This window comes from Rheinheimera fenheensis, from assembly GCF_039871805.1.
In the GTDB taxonomy this organism is placed as follows: Bacteria; Pseudomonadota; Gammaproteobacteria; order Enterobacterales; family Alteromonadaceae; genus Alishewanella; species Alishewanella fenheensis.
In genome coordinates, this window is sequence record NZ_JBDPJM010000010.1 from 67,863 (window position 1) to 88,742 (window position 20,880).

Genomic DNA, 20,880 nt, shown 5'->3' on the forward strand with positions numbered 1-20,880 from the left:
TTGGGGGCTATAATGGCGCAAACTTTGTGCGGAAATGACCACAGGACTACTTACTATGAACAAACTTACTCTTGCATTTGCCTTGCTGTTAACCACTTTTGGCATACATGCCAGTGCCGATGCTGATAAAGAAGCGTTGGCAAAACGGTTAGCACCTATAGGCCAGGTGCATGTTGCTGGAGCGGCGGCTGCAGCGGATGCCGCACCCTCGGGCCCGCGTAGCGGCGAGAAAGTATATCAAACGGCCTGTTTTGCCTGTCATGGCACTGGCGCCCTGGATGCGCCGAAGAAAGGTGACGTAGCGTGGAAGTCCAGAATCGATCAAGGTTTTGATGTTATGTTAAAGCACGCTATCGAAGGTATTCGTAATATGCCTGCCCGTGGTACCTGTGGCGACTGCAGTGACGAAGAAATTGCTGCCGCTATCAAGTTTATGACTGAAGGCGTTTAATCCCTCTGCTTTCGTCCGTTTAAGGCCGCCGCAGTGCGGCCTTAAATTTTTTTATTATGAGACCTTATAAACTGGTTTAAGCCTGCGGCTATCATTTGGCCGCAAGCCTCTTCCAACTGCTTAAACTTTGTGCATAATGGGCACAATTATAAAGTGTCGACCCAGGTGGTACGACCAAAGAATAAAGAGTCAGGGTTGAAGGGATCAACAGAGGCAGGCAAACAGCTTAAGCAGGCACAAACCAAGCTTCGACGGCTGGATATATTAACCCGCCGTTACAAGCAGGCCTATATTACGCAGGGCGCCTTACTAACATTATCTGAGCTTGCCAGCACCATCAGCGATATGCGGGAGTTTTACCCAGCAATCCACAAAATGGTGTCAGAGCTGCTGCATGCCGAAAATTTCTATGTGGTATTTTACGACAGCCAGACTGACCATTACACGCCGCAATATTTTTCCGATGAAAAAGATCAGCAACTGATTGCCGAAGTCTCCTCAAGCGCCTTTTCCAGTGGCCTAACCGGCTATGTCGCCCGCACCGGACAGCCTTTACTTTGCGATAGCGAACAGTTTGAACAGCTTATTAAAAGTGGTGCCATAGAACCACAAGGCTCTCCCTGTGCCCACTGGCTGGGTATACCGCTGTGCCGCGGCGAGCAGGTTATCGGCGTAATGGCCATTCAATCTTATAATTCCAAACAGCTATACACTGAAAGCGACCTGACGCTGTTCAGCAGCATTGGCGGCCATACCATTACCGCGCTGGATCGGGTGAAAAGCCGCGAGCTGCTGGAAGAAACCGTACGGTTACGTACCCGTGAACTGCGTCAGATTAACAGCTCGTTGCAAAAAGAAATTACGGAACGGATCAACGCCGAGAAACTGCAGTCTGCGTTATACCGAATCTCTGAGCTGACGGCCAGCAGCCGCGATATGAACAGTTTTTATCGTGCTGTGCACCAGGTGCTGGGTGAATTAATGGCGGCGGATAACTGTTATATCGCGCTTCTCGACGCCGAACGCAGCAAACTGACGTTTCCGTTTTACCTGGATCAGTTCTCACCACCGGCACGAGAGCGGCCGTTAAGCCGTGGTTTTACCGAATATGTGATCCGCTGTGGTGACGCCAAGCTGATTACCACTGATATTGCCGATCAATTGGTAGAGGCCGGTGAGATCCGCCGCGGTATGGCTGATCCGCTGAAAGCTGCCCGCCATTCAACCAGTTGGTTGGGGGCACCTTTGTTGATTGAGCAGCAGGTGATTGGCGTTATCGCGCTGCAATCTTATGACGAGCGCTATCATTACTCAGAAAACGAGCTGAATATTCTGCGTTTTGTCTCGCAACATATTGCCGTGGCGATTCAACGTAAGCTGGCCACAGAGCAACAAAAACAGCATCAGGAAGAACTGGAACGTAAAGTATTTGAAAGTACCCGTGAGCTACGCCAAACCAACTTGTTTTTGCGCTTGCAGGTAGAAGAGCGGAAAAAGGCCGAGCAGAAGCTGTTTTATGAAGCGAATCATGATGCTCTGACCGGGCTGGCCAACCGTCAAATGTTTTTACAGCAATTAAAACAGCAGTTCGCCCTGAGTAAACGCCAGCCACAACAAGGCTTGGCCCTGCTATTTATTGATTTAGACCGCTTTAAACAAATTAACGACAGCTTAGGCCATCATGTCGGCGATGCCTTTTTAGTGGAAGTCAGTAAACGCTTACTCAGTACCGTACGTGATCATGATATGGTCGCGAGGCTGGGTGGCGATGAGTTTGTTGTGCTGCTGACCAGCCTGCCAGATGCAGAAGATGCTGAGGACATTGCTGAGCGCATTATTGAAAAAATACGCCAGCCTTTTTATCTGCAGGGACAGCAGGTGCATTCCGGCGCCAGCATTGGTATTGCCCATTTTGACGCTGAACACAGCAAGCCGGAGGCCATGCTGCGCGATGCCGATGCCGCTATGTATCAGGCCAAGTCGATGGGACGCAACCGCTTCGTCATCTTCAACCACACCATGCGCGAGCAATTGCTGCAGGCGATGACGCTGGAGCAGGTAATGCAACAGGCACTGGCGCAGCAGCAGTTTACCCCGGTGTACGAGCCGGTATTGTGCGGACCTGGCCGCAGCTTACTGGGCTACGAGGTACACAGTCAGTGGCAGCACCCACTGCTTGGTACGCAGTACGATTTCGGCCAGTTTAGTGCTGATGCGACCATGACGGTACAAATTGAACAGTTGATCCTGCAGCAAGCCTGCCGCCAGCTCGCCGCCAGCTCCGATGATAGCGGCTTAGTTACTCTGCGTTTGAGTGTGGCGCATCTGCAGCAGCATGAATTACTGCAACAATTAAAACAGCAACTTAGCACCTTACCGCAGCCACAGCGCCTATGTTTAGCCTTTACCGAACGCGAATTGCTGCAGGCCGGCAATGGTATTCACGCTTCGTTGCATCAGCTGAAGCAAAATGGTGTCCGCCTGGCGATCCATCAATTTGCAGCCGACAGCGCCCCCATGGGCTTGCTACTGCTGCAACTGTTTGAGTTTGTTAAATTAGACGCCAGCTTCTGCCGTCAGCTGCCACGCCAGACACATAAACGGCAGCTGCTGCAAATGTTACAGCAACTGGCACATAGCTATAAATTCCGCTTACTGGCCGACGGTGTCGACAACGCCGAATTGCTCAACTTGCTATTAGACGAAGGTTGCTGCTTTATGCAGGGTAAATATGTTACCGAGCTATTAGGCGCGCAAGCACTGGCCGATACGCCGTCAGTTATTTTTCAGCAGCTGGCGTAACCGCTCTATGTGTGCCTGACCACTTAGCTGGCGTTGCTCAGCCGTTTTCACCGGCGCGGCTTGCTGCCAGTCTAAGTCGTCTTGTGGTAATTCATACAAAAACCGGCTGGGCTCGGGGCGGATAACCTCGCCAAACTGGCGCCGCTCTTTGGCATAAGTAAAAAACAGCTCGCGCTGGGCACGGGTAATACCCACATAGGCCAACCGGCGCTCTTCCTCGACGTTGTCCTCATCAATACTGCTCTGGTGTGGCAAGATGCCCTCTTCCATGCCCACCATAAACACATAAGGGAACTCCAAGCCCTTGGAAGCATGCAGCGTTAACAGCTGCACCTGATCGGCATTATCTTCCTGCTCCTGGCGCTCCATCATATCGCGGAGTGTCAGCCGGGTGACCACTTCGGGCAGCGTCATTGGCTCTTCGTCATCTTTGCCTGCCAGCATTTCGCTGATCCAGCGATACAGCTCATTGACGTTTTTCAGCGCCATTTCAGCCGCTTTCGGGCTGCTGCTGGTTTCAAACAACCAGGCTTCATAATGACTTTGGCGAATAAGATCACGTATCGCTTCGGCCGGCTCAGCCCGCTGCACATTATCGGCAATGCCCACTATCCAATCGGCAAATTGCTTAACGGCATTGTGCGCACGCGCCGACAAATGCATCGACAACTCACTGTCGCAGCAGGCGGCAAATAAACTGATGTGCTTTTCATTGGCCAGATTGCCAATCTGCTGCAAGGTAGCGGCGCCAATTTCACGCCGTGGCACATTAATAATGCGTAGTAAGGCGTTGTCGTCATCCTGGTTTACCACCAGACGCAGATAGGCCATCACGTCCTTTATTTCAGTACGGGAAAAAAACGAGGTGCCGCCGGAAATTTTGTACGGAATACGGTTGGTCATCAGCGCTTTTTCAAATAAGCGCGACTGATGGTTACCACGATACAGCAGGGCATAATCACGATACTGACTACGGTTAATAAAGCGGTGCGAGATGATCTCGGCCACCACTTTCTCTGCTTCGTCTTCCTCATGTTTACATGGGATCACCTTCAGCGGCACACCATAGCCATTTTCACTAAACAGCTGCTTATCAAACTCGTGCGGGTTGTTGGCAATTAAGATATTTGCTGCTTTTAAAATGCGCTCGGCCGAGCGGTAGTTTTGCTCCAGCTTGATCACATTTAAATTAGGAAAATCGGTCTTCAGCAGCGCCAGGTTCTGTGGCCGAGCCCCCCGCCAAGAGTAAATTGACTGATCATCGTCGCCCACCACAGTAAAGCGCTGGCGCTCACCTACCAGCCACTTTACCAGCTGATACTGGCTGGTGTTGGTATCCTGATATTCGTCGACCAGCAAATATTGAATTTTCTGCTGCCACTTGGCGCGCACCTCAGTGTTGTGTTGAAACAGCAAGGTAGGCAGTAAAATAAGGTCGTCAAAGTCCAGTGCGTTATACGCCGTTAACTGCTGGCTGTACTGCTGGTAATAATTAGCAAAGCTGATGCTTTGTGCATCTTTCGCCTCTTGTATCGCCTTAGCCGGCAGCGTTAATTCGTTTTTCCAGTTGCTGATTTTACTTTGCAGCGCCCGCAGTAAGTCTTTGTCGCCCTGAATATCATTTTCGCTGAGCTCTTTTAGCAGCGCCAGGCTGTCCTGATCGTCAAACAGGGTAAAGTTGGCCTTGTAACCAATATGGCGATATTCCTTTTTCAGGATCTCCAGCCCCAGCGTATGAAAGGTCGAAATGGTCAGGCCACGTGTGGCGGCTTTTGGCAGTTGCTGGTTAATGCGCTCGCGCATTTCGCGCGCCGCTTTGTTGGTAAAGGTTACGGCGGCAATATGCCGCGCCGGCAGCTCGCATTGCTGAATTAAGTAGGCAATTTTATTAATAATCACCCGGGTTTTGCCACTGCCGGCACCGGCCAGCACCAGACAAGGCCCGGAAATATATTTAACTGCAGCGTTTTGTTGCGGATTTAACTTCATTGACGCACCCTTATAACCAGGGCGGCATTGTAACGAAATTTGCCGTTAAATAGCATTCGCTATCCGGCTTTTGCTCTGTAGAATAACGCCAACGCTTGAATACTCGCTGCAAGTACCTGATGCAGCAAAGGAGATAACCATGATCGATGCGAAAAAAATTGAAGATATTGCCAAACAAATCGGCAATGCTATTCCGCCTCAGGTGCGTCAGTTTGCCGACGACGTTGAAGCCAAAGTAAAACAGGTATTGCAAAGTAAGCTGGCTGAGCTGGATTTTGTCAGCCGCGAAGAGTTTGACGTGCAGCGCCAGGTGCTACTGCGCACCCGCGAAAAACTGGAAAAGTTAGAACAGCAACTGGCGGCCTTAATGGCTGAGAAGACTGAGGATTTAAAAAGCCAGCCACTGCCCAGCTCAGATCAGGAGTAACTTATGCGCCGGCTTCTTGCCCTGACACTCACCGCCAGCGTCATGTCGGTTGCTAGTTTTATGCCTGTTACTGCCGTAGCCGCACCAGATAAACTGATCCTGACCGGTCAGCTGTTAGATGTGCAAAGCGGCAAACTGCGCGCCAACCAGGCTATTCTGCTAGAGCAAGACCGCATTCACGACATCGTGCCTATCGCATCACTGACAGCTGAGCAAAAGGCCCTACCAAGCACCGATTTAACCGGCTACACCGTGCTGCCGGGGCTTATCGATATGCATGTGCATTTAACCGCTAACCCGGCGCAGCATGGCTACCGCCGGTTGCAACAAACGCCTGCGCGCCAGGCGCTGTTTGGCGTCACAGCGGCCAAAGCCACTTTAGAGGCTGGTTTTACTACAGTGCGCAATTTAGGCGCGGCCGGCTTTGCCGACGTTGACCTGCGCGATGCGATAAACGCCGGCGAAATGCCCGGCCCGCGTATGCGGGTGTCTGGCCCCAGTTTGTGTATGACCGGCGGCCACTGCGACAATAACCTGTTGCCGCACACTTATCAGGCCAGTGGCGATGGCGTGGCGAACGGCGCCGATGCCATACGGGCTAAGGTGCGTAGCAATATGAAGTACGGCGCTGATGTGATTAAATTTACCGCCACCGGCGGCGTGCTGTCGCGCAACACCGACGTTAACGCCAGCCAGTACAGCCTGGCTGAAATGCAGGCTCTTGTCGCCGAGGCGAAAGATCGCGGCGCTATTGTTGCCGCCCACGCCCACGGTTTGCGCGGTATTAAACGGGCACTGGAAGCCGGCGTAGACTCGATTGAGCATGCCAGCTTTATCGACGATGACGCCATTAAACTGGCCAAACGCAACGGCACCTACCTGGTGATGGATATTTACGTCAGCGACTACATATTGCAAGAAGGCGAAGCCGCCGGCATTTTGCCTGAATCATTAGCCAAAGAGCGTACTGTTGGCCAGCTGCAGCGGCAAAACTTTAGCAAAGCCGTTAAAGCCGGGCTGAATATCGCCTACGGCACCGACGCCGGTGTGTACACCCATGGCTTAAACGCGCGCCAGTTCAATTACATGGTGCAATGGGGCATGACACCGCTGCAGGCGATTCAAAGCGCCACCGTTAACGCAGCGACCTTACTTAACTGGCGAAACGAGCAAGGCCAGCTTAATGTCGGCGTACTGCAAGCCGGCGCCTATGCCGATATGATCGCCCTAAAGGGCAACCCGCTTGAGCACATTACGCTGCTGGAAAATATCTCTGTGGTGGTTAAAGGTGGTGACATAGTAAAACAGCTTGATTGAGGTAGGAACCAAACACTAAGCCAGCACAGGGCCGGCTTAGTGTGAGCAAAAACGATAGTGCTTACTTCGCCTTTGGCTGGGCCACTTTTAGGATTTCGGTTAAACCGGCGACCGCACCGCCGATATTCGCCAGTTCGGCGGGTACTATCATGGTGTTGTTGGTTTTGGCCAGGTTGCCGAATTCTTTTACATATTGCTCGGCTACACGCAGGCTTACCGCTTCTGAGCCACCCGGCTGGTTTATCGCTTCAGCAATTTTACGAATACCTTCGGCCGTGGCCACTGCAATCAGCTCTATTTCACGGGCGCGGCCTTCGGCTTCGTTAATCTGGCGCATCTTATCGCCCTCTGACAGATTAATGACTTCCTGCTTTTGGCCTTCTGACACGTTGATCATCGCCTGGCGCTCACCTTCCGATTTGGCAATAGCGGCGCGGCGCTCACGCTCGGCTCGCATTTGCTGCTCTAAGGCATCTTTAATACTGATCGGTAGCTCAATATCGGCAATTTCGTAGCGCAGCACTTTTACACCCCAGGGCGCAGCCGCTTCGTCCAATGCTTTTACCACCTCTTCGTTAATTTTGGCGCGCTCTTCAAAGGTTTTGTCTAGGTCGGTTTGGCCAATGACCGAGCGCATGGTGGTTTGTGCTAACTGGGCAGACGCGTAGCGGTAATCATTAATACCGTAGCTGGCTTTGTGCGGGTCAATTACCTGCAAGTATAAAATACCGTCAATACCGACCTGAATATTATCGCGGGTAACACAGGTTTGGCGCTGCACATCGATCACTTCTTCTTTTAAGCTATGCACGTAAGCCACTTTATCAATAAAAGGGATCAGAATATGAAACCCCGAGTCCAGCGTGCGCGAGTATTTACCCAACCGCTCAATGACATAGTTGCTCTTTTGCGGCACGACCCGCGCCGTTTTAACAATGGTAATCACCACGGCCAGCGCGAAGCCGGCCATTAAAATGGTATTAATATCTATTGGCACTTGTTGTTACTCCTTAACAAAAAAATCAGCTGTGTGGCTTTGTTGCTGTGACCGTTAATTTAATGCCGTGGTTAGCCACTACCCAAGCGATATCACCGGCTTTTAACCCATCACTTGATTCGGCGTCCCATTGCACGCCATTTAATACAACCCGGCCAGCGCCATGGACAAAATCGCTGTGCACTGTGACCCGACTGCCAATATCTTCGCTAAAACGCGAAGGTTGCTCATTACTGTCGGCGGTGTAGCCAACAAACCAACGCTTAAAATGGCCACGCACACTAAACAGCAGCACCAATGACAACACACCGAACAGTAAGAACTGTATGCTGTAGCTTTCAATCACACCCATATGCAGTAACAAACCAACTACAATGGCAGCGATACCAAAGAACACTGCAACGACACTGGTCGCCAGCAACTCAGATAAAATCAGCACGATGCCGATGACGATCCACAAGGTAGCAATATTCACTTAATTTGCTCCGTAACAATTGTTATGCTGCACATTAACGTAAGGCATACAAAGTGGTCAAATGAAACCCTCTACCACTTTGTAACAACCCTTTGCTGTGTTGAGGCTGATATGCGATTTCTCTGGCGTGCGCTCTGTTATACCCTGTTGTTGTTTGCCGCTTACCATTGGCTGCTGCCACTACTGAGCAAAGACAAACCGGCCGCCCAATTGCTGCAGCACTACGCCGATAAAGCGCTACAACAGTATTTGTGCCAAGCGCCGGTGCTGTGGCGCATCGGCAAACTGGACCCGGCCTTTAACTTAACGCTGGAGCAAGCCGAACAAGCGGCGCACAACGCTGCCAGCCAGTGGAATAAAGCGCTGGGTAAAGCGCTGTTTCGCTATGACAGCCTTGATGGTTTTGCCATTGATTTTGTTTATGACGCCCGCCAGCAGCAACTGTTAGAGCAGGCGCGGCTGACACGAAACCTGGCCCGCTATGATGCCACTATCGACCAACGACTACAGCACCTGCAACAGCAGGCAGCCAGCCTAAAAGCAAGGCAGCAGCAGTTCGAGCAAGCTAATCAGCAGTTCGCGGCCGATGCTGCGGCCTTTGAACAGCAAGCACGCCAGGCCACCAGCAATGAGCGCAGCCGCTTGCTGGCGCAACAACAACAGCTGCAACAACGACAACAGCAATTACAGCAGCAGGCAGAGCAATTAAATGACGAGCAGCAACGCTTGCTGCGCCAGCAACGCTACCTGAATGATACGGTGGCTGACCGTAATGCGCTGCTGCCACAACAGGTAGAGCCGCTGGCGGCGGCCGAAGTCGGCGTAATGCAGATCGCCGGCCGGCAGCGGCAGATGACCATTTTTGCTTACACTTCAATCGAGGCGCTGGAACTCACCTTGTTACACGAGTTTGGCCATGCGCTCGGACTGGGCCACACCGCAGGGCCCACATCGGTGATGTATTATGCGCTAAGTGCCCAGCAGCAGGGCCTTAGTAGCGAAGATATTCAGGCGCTACAGCAGCAATGTGGCTTTTAACGCCAACTCTGTTTGAGCAGTAACGCTACGAAACACTAAATAGCTTTTGCTCCAGCGTCTGGCCTTTAATCAGGTTACGGTAGCGATAACCGTGCGCGGCCAGGCATTGCAGCAATTCAAGATCAAACTGCGGCTGCTGATCGCTGTTATAGCTAAGTAACAGCTGGTTCTTTTGCCCCGGCCGCACACTAATAAGCCCAGGCAGCTGTTGCAACACAGCCAGCAGCGGCTGGTCAGCCGCTTGTTCTAATAACAGCGTTAAATACTGCTCGGCGCTATCACTGCCTTTGTTATCAGCCGGGTTGCTTAACTGGCCGTGCTGTAAATACAGCACCTTGTTACACAACTGCTCCAGCTCAAAAATATTATGCGAGCTAATCATAAAGCTGACCTGGCTGCCTAACTGACCGCTTAGCTGGCTAATCAGCTGACGTATTTGCAGCGCATGCGCCGGATCCAACCCGGCTGTGGGCTCATCCAGTAGCACCAGCTGGGGCGAGCCGATAAAGGCCTGCGCTATGGCAGCTCGTTTACGCATACCGTGACTAAGCGCCGCCGCTTTCTGTTTTCGCTGCGCTGATAGTTCCACCAGTGCCAGTACCCTATCGGTTTCCTGTTTAGCCGCTTTGTGGCTTAAGCCCTGTAAGCGACCATAAAAGTCCAGCTGCTCGCCAACGCTAAAGGCCGGGTCAAACTGGGCATCTTGCGGCAGCGCGGCCAACTGGCCACAGAGTGCCGTGCTGCCGGGTTTATGGCCTAACAGCGTAACACTGCCGCTATCGGCACGCAGGTAGCCACATAAAATACTGAACAAGGTGGTTTTACCGGCGCCATTGGGGCCAATCAGCGCCGCCACATCGCCTTGCTGCAGGCTAAAACTCACATTCGCCAGCGCCGTCTTGTTGCCAAAGCGTTTACTTAGGTTGTCGCAGTGTATCAGGGTGCTCATAGCGCTTTCCTTTTTAACAGCAGGCAGGCCAGGCCGAGTAATAATGCCGTTTGCCAAAGCGGCAACATGGCGAATTTAAAGGTTTGCCAGCCGTGCAGTGGTAATAGCTGTATCACCTGGGCACCTGGGATATAACTGAATAAAAACAAAAAGTCAGGAAAGTAAAAAACAAACCAGCTAAGTAGCGCAAAGCCTAGCCCCAGGCTGACAATGGCCAGGCTCACAGCCAGTTTTGCACTGCGTACCAAGGCGGAAAACACTGCCATAATGGCGGTAAAAGGTGCCACCACCAGCAACAAGTTTAGCAAGATCACCAGCGCGGCACTAAGCATAGCCGGCGAGATGCCACCGGCGCGCCAGCTGGCCAATATCAGGGTCGCCAGCAAGGTGAGTAAAATTAAACAGCCCTGTACTACTAACTGGCCGGCAAAACGGCCCAGCACCAGGCTGCTGCGGCTGCTACGCAGCGTTAAAAACCGCACCGTGCCACGCTCTATGTCCGGGCACAGCTGGTTGGCGGTAAAAAACAGACTAAGCAGCGGCAACAACCACAGGCTGAAAAACCAGTACACGGCCAACTCTGGCGCGGGCCAGCTGCGCAGTTGGCTAATGCCGTTGTTGCCAAACAGGCCGCTGATAAAATCGGTAAAACCGCGCGAGGCAATAAGGTCCGCCGCCGGCACTATGGCATAACGAAACAACAGGCCCCAGATAACCAAGGTCGCGGCCAGTGTCATCAGGCCAGAGCGGGTTTGCCACAAACGGCGTAGTTCAAAACCGGCGTATAAGCCGGTGTGTCTTAATAGGGTGACAAGATGAGGCATAGCAGCGTCCTGTGCGATGTTAACCAGCAATGTTGCTGAAGTGCGAAAGAATAGCAGTTATAGTGCCAAAATTATTTTCAATTAAATCATTAAGATAAAAAAGCAGCCTGAACGGCTGCTTGCTGATTACACGAAAATATCGTCAATTTGGCTATTACCTATGACACCGCAGCAACAATTTTTATCTCAATTCTCCAGTGTGGATCGGCCAGCTTTGCCTGCACCGTGGCGCGGGCAGGTGCTTGCCCGGGCGCAACCCAGTTGTCCCAAGCCAGGTTCATCGCGGCATAGTCGGCCATATCGGCTAAATAGATGGTAGCGTCAACCAGTTTGGTTTTATCACTGCCACAACGCGCCAGCAGGGCATCAATTTGTGCCAATACATCTTCCGTTTGCAAGGTCGCGTCATTGCTGCGGGTGTCGGGCACCATGCCAGCGCAAAAAATCAGACCGTTGACAATAACCGCTTCAGAATAACGTGCCGCCGGCAAAATACGTTGTATGCTCATCAGGTACTCCTTGTTAGTGATTACCTAGCCTACCCTGTGCTGATGCCCTCAGTAGTCTGATCAGTTACACCGCAGTGGCAGTAAACGCCTGCAGCAGCAGGTTTAATTGCGGGTGTAACAGCTGGCGCTGGGTGGTAATTATGTAGAAGTTTTCATAAACCTGCGGCAGGGTAAGGTATTTTTGTAACCGGCCGGCTTTTAACTCGTCCTTTACCACAACCTCGGGCATCACACTTAAGGCGCCGCTATCGCGGGCCAATAAGCGTAACATTGCCATATCGTCGGCTTCCGCCACTATATCAGGTGCCAGTTGATACTGCGCGGCCAGGGCATCAAAGGCAGTACGAATGGGACTTTGCACCGGCGGCAGCACCCAGCGCTGTTGGCGGTAGGCTTTGAGGCTAGCGGCCGGATCACGCCCTGGCGGCCCAATAACTGCCACAGGCTGGCGCGCTAATAAGCGACACTGCCATAACTGGCTGTCATTACCCTGCACGGCCACATTCGTTAAGGCCAAATCTAACTGATGGCTGGCAAGGGCGTTTAATAACGCCGTTTGGTTCATCGATAACAGGCTGTAGCGGGCTTGCGGGGTAGCCAACAGCGGCGCGATAAAACTTTCAACAAAGTTACGTGACATCGTTGCCAGGGCGCCAATGCGGACGGGGCTGCGCTGCGGTTGCATGCCCTGCTGCAGTAACTGTTCAAGCTCAGCGCCCCGGCTAAAAATATCTTCGGCGTATTTTAACGTCTGATAACCGCTGTCCGTCAGCACCAGCTTGCGGCCTTCGCGACGAAATAACTGCACCTGCATGCTTTGCTCTAACTGCTTGATTTGCGCCGACAACGCCGATTGCGACACATGCAGCCGCTGCGCGGTTTCCGTTAGGTTGCCGCCTTTGGCTACCTGCCAGAAATAATATAAATGATGGTAATTTAGCCGGCTCATAGTTCTTTTTTAGTGAACGTTTATAAATTAATTATGTATTTTACTTATGTTAGTCAGCTGAGCACAATACCGCCAGTGTCGAATGACCCAAGGTAGGCGAACCATGTTTTTTAGTCTGAGTCTGTTTAAACTGGTCCTGCTGGCCCTGATTGCCCTGCTCGCGGTGGTGATTTGGCGCTACAGTGCCACCGCGCTGGCCGGAGAAGCCGACAAAGGCCGTTTTATGCGAGCACTGGCGGCAACGCTGGCTGCGGTTGTATTTACCCTTCTAAGTAATCATCTAGTGCTGTTTTGGCTGGGCTGGGTGGCGATAAGCCTGGCGCTGCAGCAATTGCTGCTGTTTTACCCCGAGCGGCCACGCGCTCAGCTGGCTGCGCACAAAAAAGCACTCAGCGCCCGCTTAAGTGAGGCCTTGTTGGCTCTGGCCTTCACCTTACTGTATCTGCAGTTTGATACTGCCAATATCAGCGAAATGACGACTATGGTGTCGACAACTGAAGCCGGAAACTGGCTGCTACATGGCGCTGCGCTGCTGCTGGTGCTGGTGGCGCTGCTCAAATGTGCTCAGCTACCCTTACATGGCTGGTTAATACAAGTGGTTGAAGCGCCAACGCCGGTATCGGCGCTGCTGCATGCCGGCATTATCAACCTGGGCGGTATCTTGCTGCTGTTATTTGCACCTGTGCTGGCGTACAGCAGCCTGGCCAGCAGTTTACTGTTGGCGGCGGCACTTTGCAGCACCTTGCTGGCAGCACTGATTATGACCACCCGCATCAGCATTAAAGTGCGCCTGGCCTGGTCTACGGTAGCGCAGATGGGCCTGATGCTGGTGGAAATCGCGCTGGGGCTCTATACCCTGGCACTACTACACCTGTTAGCCCATTCCTGTTACAAAGCCTATGCTTTTTTACACAGCGGTAATGCGGTTAATCATTATCTGGCCGCGCAGCTGGCCGGCAAAACCAACCCAGCGGCCCGGCATTGGCTGTTGGCACTGCTGCTATCGACCGGCCTGGTCTATCTGGTACAGCTGGTATTACCACTGACGAGCTTAAGCAGCGCTGTGTTACTGGTGCTGGCAATAAGCGTGCTGCTGGTACCATCACTTTGCCGGGCCGACAGCCGCAGGCCAGCGCGGCTTTTATTAGCACTGGCTTATGCCCTGGGTTTACTGGCACTGTACTTCAGCCTGAAGACCCTACTGCGCAATGTCATGCCCACACCGGTCGCTGTTAACAACCTGGCAGATATCATTGCCAGCACCGCCTTTGCCGGCTTATTTGTCCTGGCAATACTACTGCGCTATCAAAGTCACCAAAAGCAACTGAACAAGCTGTTTATCTGGCTCAATGCCGGTGGCTATCTGGACGAATGGGCCACCCGTATTACGCTGCAAATCTGGCCCTATCAGCAAAAGCAAGCCGTCGTATCCGAGCAAGACACGCTGCAGGAGGTAAAATGAGCGCCTTATCTCAACATCACGTACCACAGCACAACCTGAGCGCACTGATTGAACGCGCCGCCAGCCAGATAGCGCCGCAGTGGCCGCTGGATCAGCTGATTGCCGTCAACCCCTGGTGGCCAAAGCGGCAGCAGCCGTTTGCCGCAGTGTGTGCCGAACAGCAACTATTGGCGGGAACCGACTGTTTAATGAGCGCGCAGTGGTACTTAAGCCAATGGCAGCAACAAATTCAACCAACGCACTTACAACAGGCACTGAGCGAGCATGGCCTAACAATGAGTACCGATGAGGCTGTAGCCGCACTGTCGCAACCGGTTACACTAACGCGCTGGCAGCGGCTGGCAGAGCGGATGGCAGCACAGCAAGGTAAAACACGGACCCTACCCTGGCCGCAATTGATCGTGCAGCAGCTAAGCCAGTTTCTGGCGCTGTATCATCAGTACCCGGAACGCTTTAGTGTCGACGCCGACAGTGAACACCATGCTTATCATAGCTGGCTGAGCGTGGTACGGCATGATAAGGGCTTACAGGTACTGACCGGTACCGGCTTAACGCCGCTGTTTGCCACCTTGCCAGAAGACCCGGATGCGTTGTTAGCCGAGTTGTCTCCCTGGCTTAACAGCTGGTGTAGCGATGCGCCAAGCCAACTGGCTTATTTTGAAGCCCTGCTGCAAAGCCTGTCTGGCTGGGCCGGCTGGCAAGCCTGGCTCGACTGGCAGCAACAGTTACAGGGCATAGGCCAGCCACAGCAGGCAGTAAGCCAACTACTTTACATGCTACTGGGCTGGGATTGGGTGTTGTGGCAGCACAGCCTTTCGCACAATAAAAAGCATGACGCCCTGTTACACCAGTTAAAACAGCAAGCGCAGCAGGTCAATGGCCAGCTGACAACACTGCAGCAGCAATTGGCCCTGCGCCAGTGCTGGCAGCGGGCACTGGAGCTGAGTGTGCAGCAGCCACTGCTGGCAAAATTAAGCGCCGCGCAAAAGGCGCAGCAACAAGACGCGCCCAAACGGCCGGCATTGCAAGCGGCGTTTTGTATTGACGTGCGATCAGAGCCGATGCGCCGGGCCCTGGAGCGGCAGCACGACGATATTCAAACGCTCGGGTTTGCCGGTTTCTTTGGTTTACCTATTGCCTATAAAACGGCCGGCAGTAGCTTGCAGCGGCCGCAACTGCCTGGATTATTAGCCCCCAGCCTTACTGTTAGCCAGATTAAACCCGAAGAAGCGCCGCTATCACGCCAGCCAGATCTGGGTTGGAAACAAAGCTTCGATTTAGCCTCGTCCAGCCTGGGCATGGTAGAAGCCGCTGGCCCGACTAAACTGCTTAGCTTGCTTAAACGGGCCTTTTTCCGCCCGCAAGCACCCCATGCGTTAAACAAACATCTGGATAACAGCCAATGGCAAATCAGTAACGGCCAGCAAGTGCTGAGCAGCGCAGAGCAGGCACAGCTAGCCGCCGCCATTTTAACCGCCATGGGGCTCAAAGAGCGGCTGGCACCGGTTGTTATCTTATTTGGCCACGGCAGTGACACCTGCAATAACCCACACGCGGCCGGGCTTGACTGCGGCGCCTGTGGCGGCCAAACCGGCGAGGTCAACGTTAAGGTGCTGGCGCAGCTATTAAATGATGCGGCAGTACGCGCCTCGCTGGCGCAGCAGCACAATATTACTATTAGCGATGACACCCGCTTCTATGCCGGCTTACACCACACCACCACAGACGAGCTGGAGGTGTATCAGGCGCCAACAGATGCGTCCTGGCGAGACTGGTTAACAGCCGCAGCAGCGCAGGCACGTCAGGCCAGAGTAACCCAGTTTGCCGGGCCACAGCCGGCCGCTGGCGCCCTGGAGAAGTTCTTCAATCTGCGCAGTAAAGACTGGGCCCAGCTCAGGCCAGAGTGGGGCTTAACCAATAACGCTGCTTTTATTGTGGCGCCGCGCCAGCTGACGAAAGAGCTCGACCTGCAAGGCCGCTGCTTCTTACATGATTACGATGCCAACCAGGACGCCGGCTTTAGCCTGCTGCACACCATTATGACGGCGCCGATGGTGGTAACCAACTGGATTAACCTGCAGTACTATGCCTCAGTAGTCGCGCCCGAAAAATATGGCAGCGGCAATAAGCTGCTGCACAATGTAGTCGCTGGCCACATTGGCGTGTTTGAAGGCAACGGCGGTGACTTACGTACCGGTTTAGCCTGGCAGTCGGTGCATGATGGCAGTAAATTGATGCATCAACCGGTGCGTTTATCCGTGGTGATTGCGGCGCCCGCTGAGGCCATTGCCGGGGTGATCCAAAGCGCTGCCGATGTTGCTGCTCTGGTGAATAACCAATGGCTGTATCTGTACCAGCTGAATGACGATGGCAGTATGCAGCAGTGGCGTCAGCAGCGTTGGCAGCCGGTGGCGCTATGAGCCAAACTGCAGCCGTACTCAGCCGGCATCAAAAAGCGGCCCTCATAGCCCCGGCGGTTGAGGCGCTGGGCTGGCAGCTGATAGAGCTAGACAGCTTTGACACCGACAGCCTGGGCAGTTTTGCCGGCGAGCGGCCGCGTTTTATGTCGCCCCATGAGTGCGCACTGCGCAAAGCGGCGCTGGCCGCAGAGCTGTCCGGCCTGGATATTGGCATAGGCAGTGAAGGCAGCTTTTCTGCCGGGCCTTATGGCCTTGGCACTTATAATCTGGAGTTAATCTGCTGCGTGCACCTCAGCCAGGGCTGGGCGGTAACCGGTCGCTTTTATGGCCCATCGCAGGCGCAGCAATGGCAGATCCAGACACTTAGCCAGTTAGATACCGCCCTGGCCAGTGTGCCCGCCGGCCAACATTTGCTGCTGCAACAGGGTAAGTACCTGCAAAAAGCCCTTGATGTCAGCACCTGCCGCATTCTTGCCCGCGAACAGCTAGCGCAGGGCGAGCTGCAACTGAGTTACGATTTACGCGCCCATTTAAGCCCAGAGCGGCGACAGCATATAGCTCTGGCGGCGCAAAATTTAGCAGAGCGTCTGCAAAGCTGCTGTCCAGTGTGTACCACGCCTGGCTTCTGGCCCGACACGGCTATTGCCGGTTTACCCTGTGAAGACTGTGGCGCACCCAGCACCCTGACCAAAGCACGGCAGGCATGCTGTCAGCGCTGTGGACATCAACACACCTTTGCAGTAGAACAGCACTTTGCCAAAGCACAATATTGTCAGTGGTGTAATCCATGAAAACCTTAGTACTTAAAGCACAGCAGCAAACCGATATTGCGCTGGCCGCACAGCTCTTGCAGCAGGGGAAATTAGTCGCCGTGCCAACAGAGACGGTATACGGCTTAGCTGCAGATGCCACTAATCCAACCGCCGTTCGGGCAATTTTTACCGCCAAAGGCCGCCCGGCCGATCATCCCCTTATTGTGCATCTACCCAGTGTCGACGCTATCAGCGATTGGGCTTGCGATATACCACAGACCGCCTGGGTGCTGGCCAAGGCGTTCTGGCCAGGCCCATTAACCTTGCTGCTTAAAAAAGCCCCCCATGTTAATGCAGTGGTCACCGGCGGTTTAGATACCATAGGTTTGCGTATGCCGGCCCACCCGGCATTATTAACGCTGCTACAACAACATCAGCTGGCGGTGGCGGCGCCTTCAGCAAACCGTTATAAAAAACTTAGCCCAACCAGTTGTGAGCAGGTACTCAGCGGTTTAACTGGCAAAATCGATGCCGTGCTCGATGGCGGCTTTTGTCAGCATGGGGTGGAATCGACTATTGTCGATTTAACCACTGAACGCATCCAAATTGTTCGCGCAGGGCCCATCACGGCATCAGATCTAGTAAAGGTGTTACACGCACCTGTGTATCAGCCCGAGCAACATCAGGTGAAAGTGGCGGGCAATGTGGACGCCCATTATCAGCCCAACACACCGCTTAAGTGTTTTACCAGCGCCGAGCTGCAACAGTTAGCTGAAACGGCCTCGGCAGATGTCGCCATCTTGCACTACACTGCATTACCCTCCGCATGCACAGCGCTAAGCATTGCGATGCCCGGCGAGGCTGCCGCCTATGCCAGTGTCTTGTATCAGCGGTTATATCAAGCTGATAACGCCGGTGCCGGCAGTATTTGGTGTGAACTGCCCCCTGAGGGTGAAGCCTGGCTTGCTGTGCATGACAGACTGCGCCGGGCCAGCTTTAGTCGGCGCGACTAACATAACCGCCGTCAGCCTATCGAGACTTACACTGTGAAAAAAGCCTATCAAGTGTTATTTGAAGAAGATGACGGCAGGGCCTGTAAAGATATACCCGATGCCGCTTGCAGCGCCTTGCCCGCTAACTTTTTTTTGTTACTGATCGCGCAAAGCCTGACCGCACTGGCTGACCTGATTAGCAATCCCAAAACGGTATTAAGCTGGCTAGGTGCCACTCTGGGCGTGCCCGCTGGTTTTATTGCCTGGTTGGTGCCGCTGCGTGAAGCCGGCTCGATGCTGCCGCAGCTGCTGATTGGCGCCTGGGTCAGGCAATTTGCCATCAGAAAACGTTTTCTGCTTGGCGGCAGTGCGCTGCAGGCTGTCGCATTGGCAGGCATGGCACTCTGTGCGCTGACATTACAGGGTTATATCGCAGGGATCGCAATCCTTAGCCTGCTGTTGTTATTTAGCCTTGCACGCGGTTTTAATTCGGTCGCCATGAAAGACGTCGTGGGCAAAACCATCCCTAAGGGCCGTCGCGGGCGCCTGGGCGGCATTGCAACAGCCATAGCCGGTATCATGACCGCCATCTGTGCACTAACGCTTTACCAGCTAGATACCGCTTCTGTGGTGACCTACAGCGTATTGCTGTTTATAGCGGCAGCCTTATGGTTACTGGCTGCGCTGCTGTTCACAGGTATTCACGAGCATGCCGGTGCGACAGACGGTGGTGTGAATGCCTGGCACCAGACGCTGAGCAACATTGGCTTACTGAAACAGGATAACACTCTGCGTAATTTTGTACTGTGCCGCGCCATGCTCAGTAGCTCGGCACTGGCATTGCCTTTTGTCGTAGTAATGACACAGCAATACAGCGCAGACGGTAAAATGTTGGCCGTGCTGCTGGTGGCGAGTAGTCTGGCGACTGCACTGACCGGCCCCTTGTGGGGTAAGCTCGCCGATCGCAACAGTAAAACCGTGCTGTTTTACGCCGGTCTGCTAAGTGCCGCAGGTTGCGCCGCCACGCTGTTGTTACCCGTACAAAACCTGATTGCGCCACTGTGGGCGTTGCCGGTTTTATTTATTGTGCTTAGCATCGCCCATGGTGGCGTACGCTTAGCCAGAAAAACCTATCTATTGGATATTGCTACTGGTAACACCCGTACAGACTATGTCTCTGTCAGTAATAGTGTTATTGGCTTATTTCTGCTAATCATGGGTGGCGTTGCCGCCCTGTTCGCCAGCTACTCAGTGAACGCCGTGATCGGATTATTTTGTTTGTTTAACGTAATAGGCGCTCTAATTACCTGCAGCATGACGGCCAGTAAATAAGCCTGAAGTAAAAAAAGACGCGCTGTCAGGATGAACACAGCGCGCCAAAGTGAAGCCAGGGAGGCAAAATAAACAAATACATCACGACGTGGCTAAAGCAACATAACGACCCAAGCGGTTAGTCAACCAGGTTGAACGCTGCCGTGTTGTAACTTACGTCAAATAAATCATAATCTTGCATCTGTGGCAGTGCCTGTTGGATTTGCCCTTCCAGCAGATCCAGTTGCTGCAGGTTCGCGCACATACTGTCACCACGTTGCTCCAGTGCCTGCGCCTGAATGTCCATGCGCGCTTCTAAGTCTTCACCAAAGCGCTCCATACGCTCGCCAAAAGCTTCCATCCGCTGTTCGAAGGTGCCCTCGCCGCTGGCCATGGCCTTTCCGATAATCATAAAAACACTGCCCATCGAACTGGTTACTGCCTGTTCAATCGCTTGTTCAAACTCCGGGCCAAACGCCTGGTCGATACTGTCAAAACGGCTACCGTAAACATTAATGGTATCGCCACTGCGCTCCACCACGCCGGCGGTGGTGCTGCGGATCTTATCCAACGCCTGCTGCAATGCCGGGTGGCTATCCAGTGTATCGCCGGTTAATTCCGTCAGTACGGCATTTACGGCATCGGCTGCCAGCACGAGTGCATCCTCTACCAGCGCCACGGTTTCCAGGGTTTGTGCACGGATACCGGCCTGATAATCACGCAGCAAGCCTTGGGTATGGGCATCAGTGTCTACTGCCTTACCTTGCAACCACAGCTGACCATGGTCGCTGATGCGCCACAGCTCAGCGCCCTTGTCCTGCATGACCACCTGATGGCTACTAATGGTTAAGTCTTTATCAAAGTTGATATTACAGCTTTGGTTTTCATGGGCCATCACGGCAGTGCTCAAGCTGGTTAACACAACACCGCTGGCGATCATTAAGCTTTTCATCATCGTTGTCCTTTTAGCATGGGTCTGTTGATTACCGCATTAGCGTTACAAGCTTAATGCCAAAATTTAAGTCGATGTTATTTATGAAAAAGTTTAAACAAACATGAAAAAAATTTTTTTATGCTAGTCGATTTCACTACTTTTTAGTCATTTTAGTGGCTATCACTACAGACAGCGGCAGCGGTTAACTGCCGTTTTTAATTACTTATTGGAATAAAGAAGAGATTTCCATTCTTTTACCGGCATACATATAGATGGCTAAAA

General features: G+C 53.1%; 18 protein-coding genes. 10 read left to right on the forward strand and 8 right to left on the reverse strand.

All coding sequences use genetic code 11. The features are described 5' to 3' along the window. The first annotated feature begins 55 nt into the window (after positions 1-55). Positions 56-451, forward strand: coding sequence for a c-type cytochrome (locus ABGI61_RS13600; protein ID WP_347601969.1), 396 nt, complete (start codon positions 56-58; stop codon positions 449-451). 195 nt (positions 452-646) lie between these two features. Further along, positions 647-3,253, forward strand: a complete 2,607-nt coding sequence (locus ABGI61_RS13605; protein WP_347601971.1) for a sensor domain-containing phosphodiesterase — start codon at positions 647-649, stop codon at positions 3,251-3,253. On the opposite strand, the gene rep is transcribed toward ABGI61_RS13605, so the two are convergent. Further along, positions 3,227-5,242 carry a DNA helicase Rep gene (rep, locus tag ABGI61_RS13610; RefSeq protein ID WP_347601973.1) on the reverse strand — a complete coding sequence of 672 codons (2,016 nt, stop codon included), beginning with the start codon at positions 5,240-5,242 and terminating at the stop codon, positions 3,227-3,229. The two genes, ABGI61_RS13605 and rep, sit on opposite strands and share 27 nt — an antisense overlap. Positions 5,243-5,381: 139 nt before the next feature. Between rep and ubiK the strand changes: the two genes are divergently transcribed. Continuing rightward, positions 5,382-5,669, forward strand: coding sequence for a ubiquinone biosynthesis accessory factor UbiK (gene ubiK, locus ABGI61_RS13615; protein WP_347601975.1), 288 nt, complete (start codon positions 5,382-5,384; stop codon positions 5,667-5,669). Between the two features lie 3 nt (positions 5,670-5,672). After that, positions 5,673-6,986 carry a Xaa-Pro dipeptidase gene (locus ABGI61_RS13620; RefSeq protein ID WP_347601977.1) on the forward strand — a complete coding sequence of 438 codons (1,314 nt, stop codon included), beginning with the start codon at positions 5,673-5,675 and terminating at the stop codon, positions 6,984-6,986. 61 nt (positions 6,987-7,047) lie between these two features. Here the strand turns inward: ABGI61_RS13620 and ABGI61_RS13625 are convergent, their stop codons facing one another. Beyond that, complete coding sequence (locus ABGI61_RS13625) at positions 7,048-7,983, reverse strand: SPFH domain-containing protein (protein WP_440590610.1); 936 nt, start codon at positions 7,981-7,983, stop codon at positions 7,048-7,050. A gap of 25 nt (positions 7,984-8,008) precedes the next feature. Further along, the gene (locus ABGI61_RS13630) at positions 8,009-8,458 is read right to left on the reverse strand and encodes an NfeD family protein (RefSeq protein WP_347601979.1); all 450 of its coding nucleotides are present in this window, start codon (positions 8,456-8,458) and stop codon (positions 8,009-8,011) included. A 111-nt stretch (positions 8,459-8,569) separates the two neighbouring features. Between ABGI61_RS13630 and ABGI61_RS13635 the strand changes: the two genes are divergently transcribed. Continuing rightward, positions 8,570-9,496: a matrixin family metalloprotease gene (locus ABGI61_RS13635; RefSeq protein WP_347601981.1), complete on the forward strand. Its 927-nt coding sequence runs from the start codon at positions 8,570-8,572 to the stop codon at positions 9,494-9,496. Positions 9,497-9,521: 25 nt separating this feature from the next. Here the strand turns inward: ABGI61_RS13635 and ABGI61_RS13640 are convergent, their stop codons facing one another. The 4 genes from ABGI61_RS13640 to ABGI61_RS13655 form a co-directional block, all read right to left on the reverse strand. After that, a complete protein-coding gene (locus ABGI61_RS13640; RefSeq protein ID WP_347601983.1) occupies positions 9,522-10,445 on the reverse strand; it encodes an ABC transporter ATP-binding protein in 924 nt (307 codons plus the stop codon). Continuing rightward, positions 10,442-11,269 (reverse strand): ABC transporter permease subunit, encoded by an 828-nt coding sequence (locus ABGI61_RS13645; protein ID WP_347601985.1) that lies wholly within the window; start codon positions 11,267-11,269, stop codon positions 10,442-10,444. The genes ABGI61_RS13640 and ABGI61_RS13645 overlap by 4 nt, the downstream gene beginning before the upstream one ends. A 158-nt stretch (positions 11,270-11,427) precedes the next feature. Further along, positions 11,428-11,778: a RidA family protein gene (locus ABGI61_RS13650; RefSeq protein WP_347601987.1), complete on the reverse strand. Its 351-nt coding sequence runs from the start codon at positions 11,776-11,778 to the stop codon at positions 11,428-11,430. Positions 11,779-11,842: 64 nt separating this feature from the next. After that, positions 11,843-12,727 carry a LysR family transcriptional regulator gene (locus tag ABGI61_RS13655; protein ID WP_347601989.1) on the reverse strand — a complete coding sequence of 295 codons (885 nt, stop codon included), beginning with the start codon at positions 12,725-12,727 and terminating at the stop codon, positions 11,843-11,845. A gap of 103 nt (positions 12,728-12,830) precedes the next feature. Between ABGI61_RS13655 and ABGI61_RS13660 the strand changes: the two genes are divergently transcribed. The 5 genes from ABGI61_RS13660 to ABGI61_RS13680 are packed head-to-tail and all read left to right on the forward strand — an operon-like array spanning position 12,831 to position 19,685. Next, the gene (locus tag ABGI61_RS13660) at positions 12,831-14,189 is read left to right on the forward strand and encodes an NADH-quinone oxidoreductase subunit L (RefSeq protein ID WP_347601991.1); all 1,359 of its coding nucleotides are present in this window, start codon (positions 12,831-12,833) and stop codon (positions 14,187-14,189) included. Beyond that, the gene (locus ABGI61_RS13665; RefSeq protein WP_347601993.1) at positions 14,186-16,609 is read left to right on the forward strand and encodes a putative inorganic carbon transporter subunit DabA; all 2,424 of its coding nucleotides are present in this window, start codon (positions 14,186-14,188) and stop codon (positions 16,607-16,609) included. Before ABGI61_RS13660 ends, ABGI61_RS13665 begins: the two co-directional genes overlap by 4 nt. Continuing rightward, the gene (locus tag ABGI61_RS13670) at positions 16,606-17,400 is read left to right on the forward strand and encodes a DUF6671 family protein (protein WP_347601994.1); all 795 of its coding nucleotides are present in this window, start codon (positions 16,606-16,608) and stop codon (positions 17,398-17,400) included. The genes ABGI61_RS13665 and ABGI61_RS13670 overlap by 4 nt, the downstream gene beginning before the upstream one ends. Beyond that, positions 17,397-18,374, forward strand: coding sequence for an L-threonylcarbamoyladenylate synthase (locus tag ABGI61_RS13675; RefSeq protein ID WP_347601996.1), 978 nt, complete (start codon positions 17,397-17,399; stop codon positions 18,372-18,374). Before ABGI61_RS13670 ends, ABGI61_RS13675 begins: the two co-directional genes overlap by 4 nt. Positions 18,375-18,407: 33 nt before the next feature. After that, positions 18,408-19,685: an MFS transporter gene (locus ABGI61_RS13680; RefSeq protein WP_347601997.1), complete on the forward strand. Its 1,278-nt coding sequence runs from the start codon at positions 18,408-18,410 to the stop codon at positions 19,683-19,685. Between the two features lie 118 nt (positions 19,686-19,803). On the opposite strand, the gene ABGI61_RS13685 is transcribed toward ABGI61_RS13680, so the two are convergent. Continuing rightward, positions 19,804-20,619 (reverse strand): DUF2884 family protein, encoded by an 816-nt coding sequence (locus ABGI61_RS13685; RefSeq protein ID WP_347601999.1) that lies wholly within the window; start codon positions 20,617-20,619, stop codon positions 19,804-19,806. Positions 20,620-20,880 lie beyond the last annotated feature (261 nt).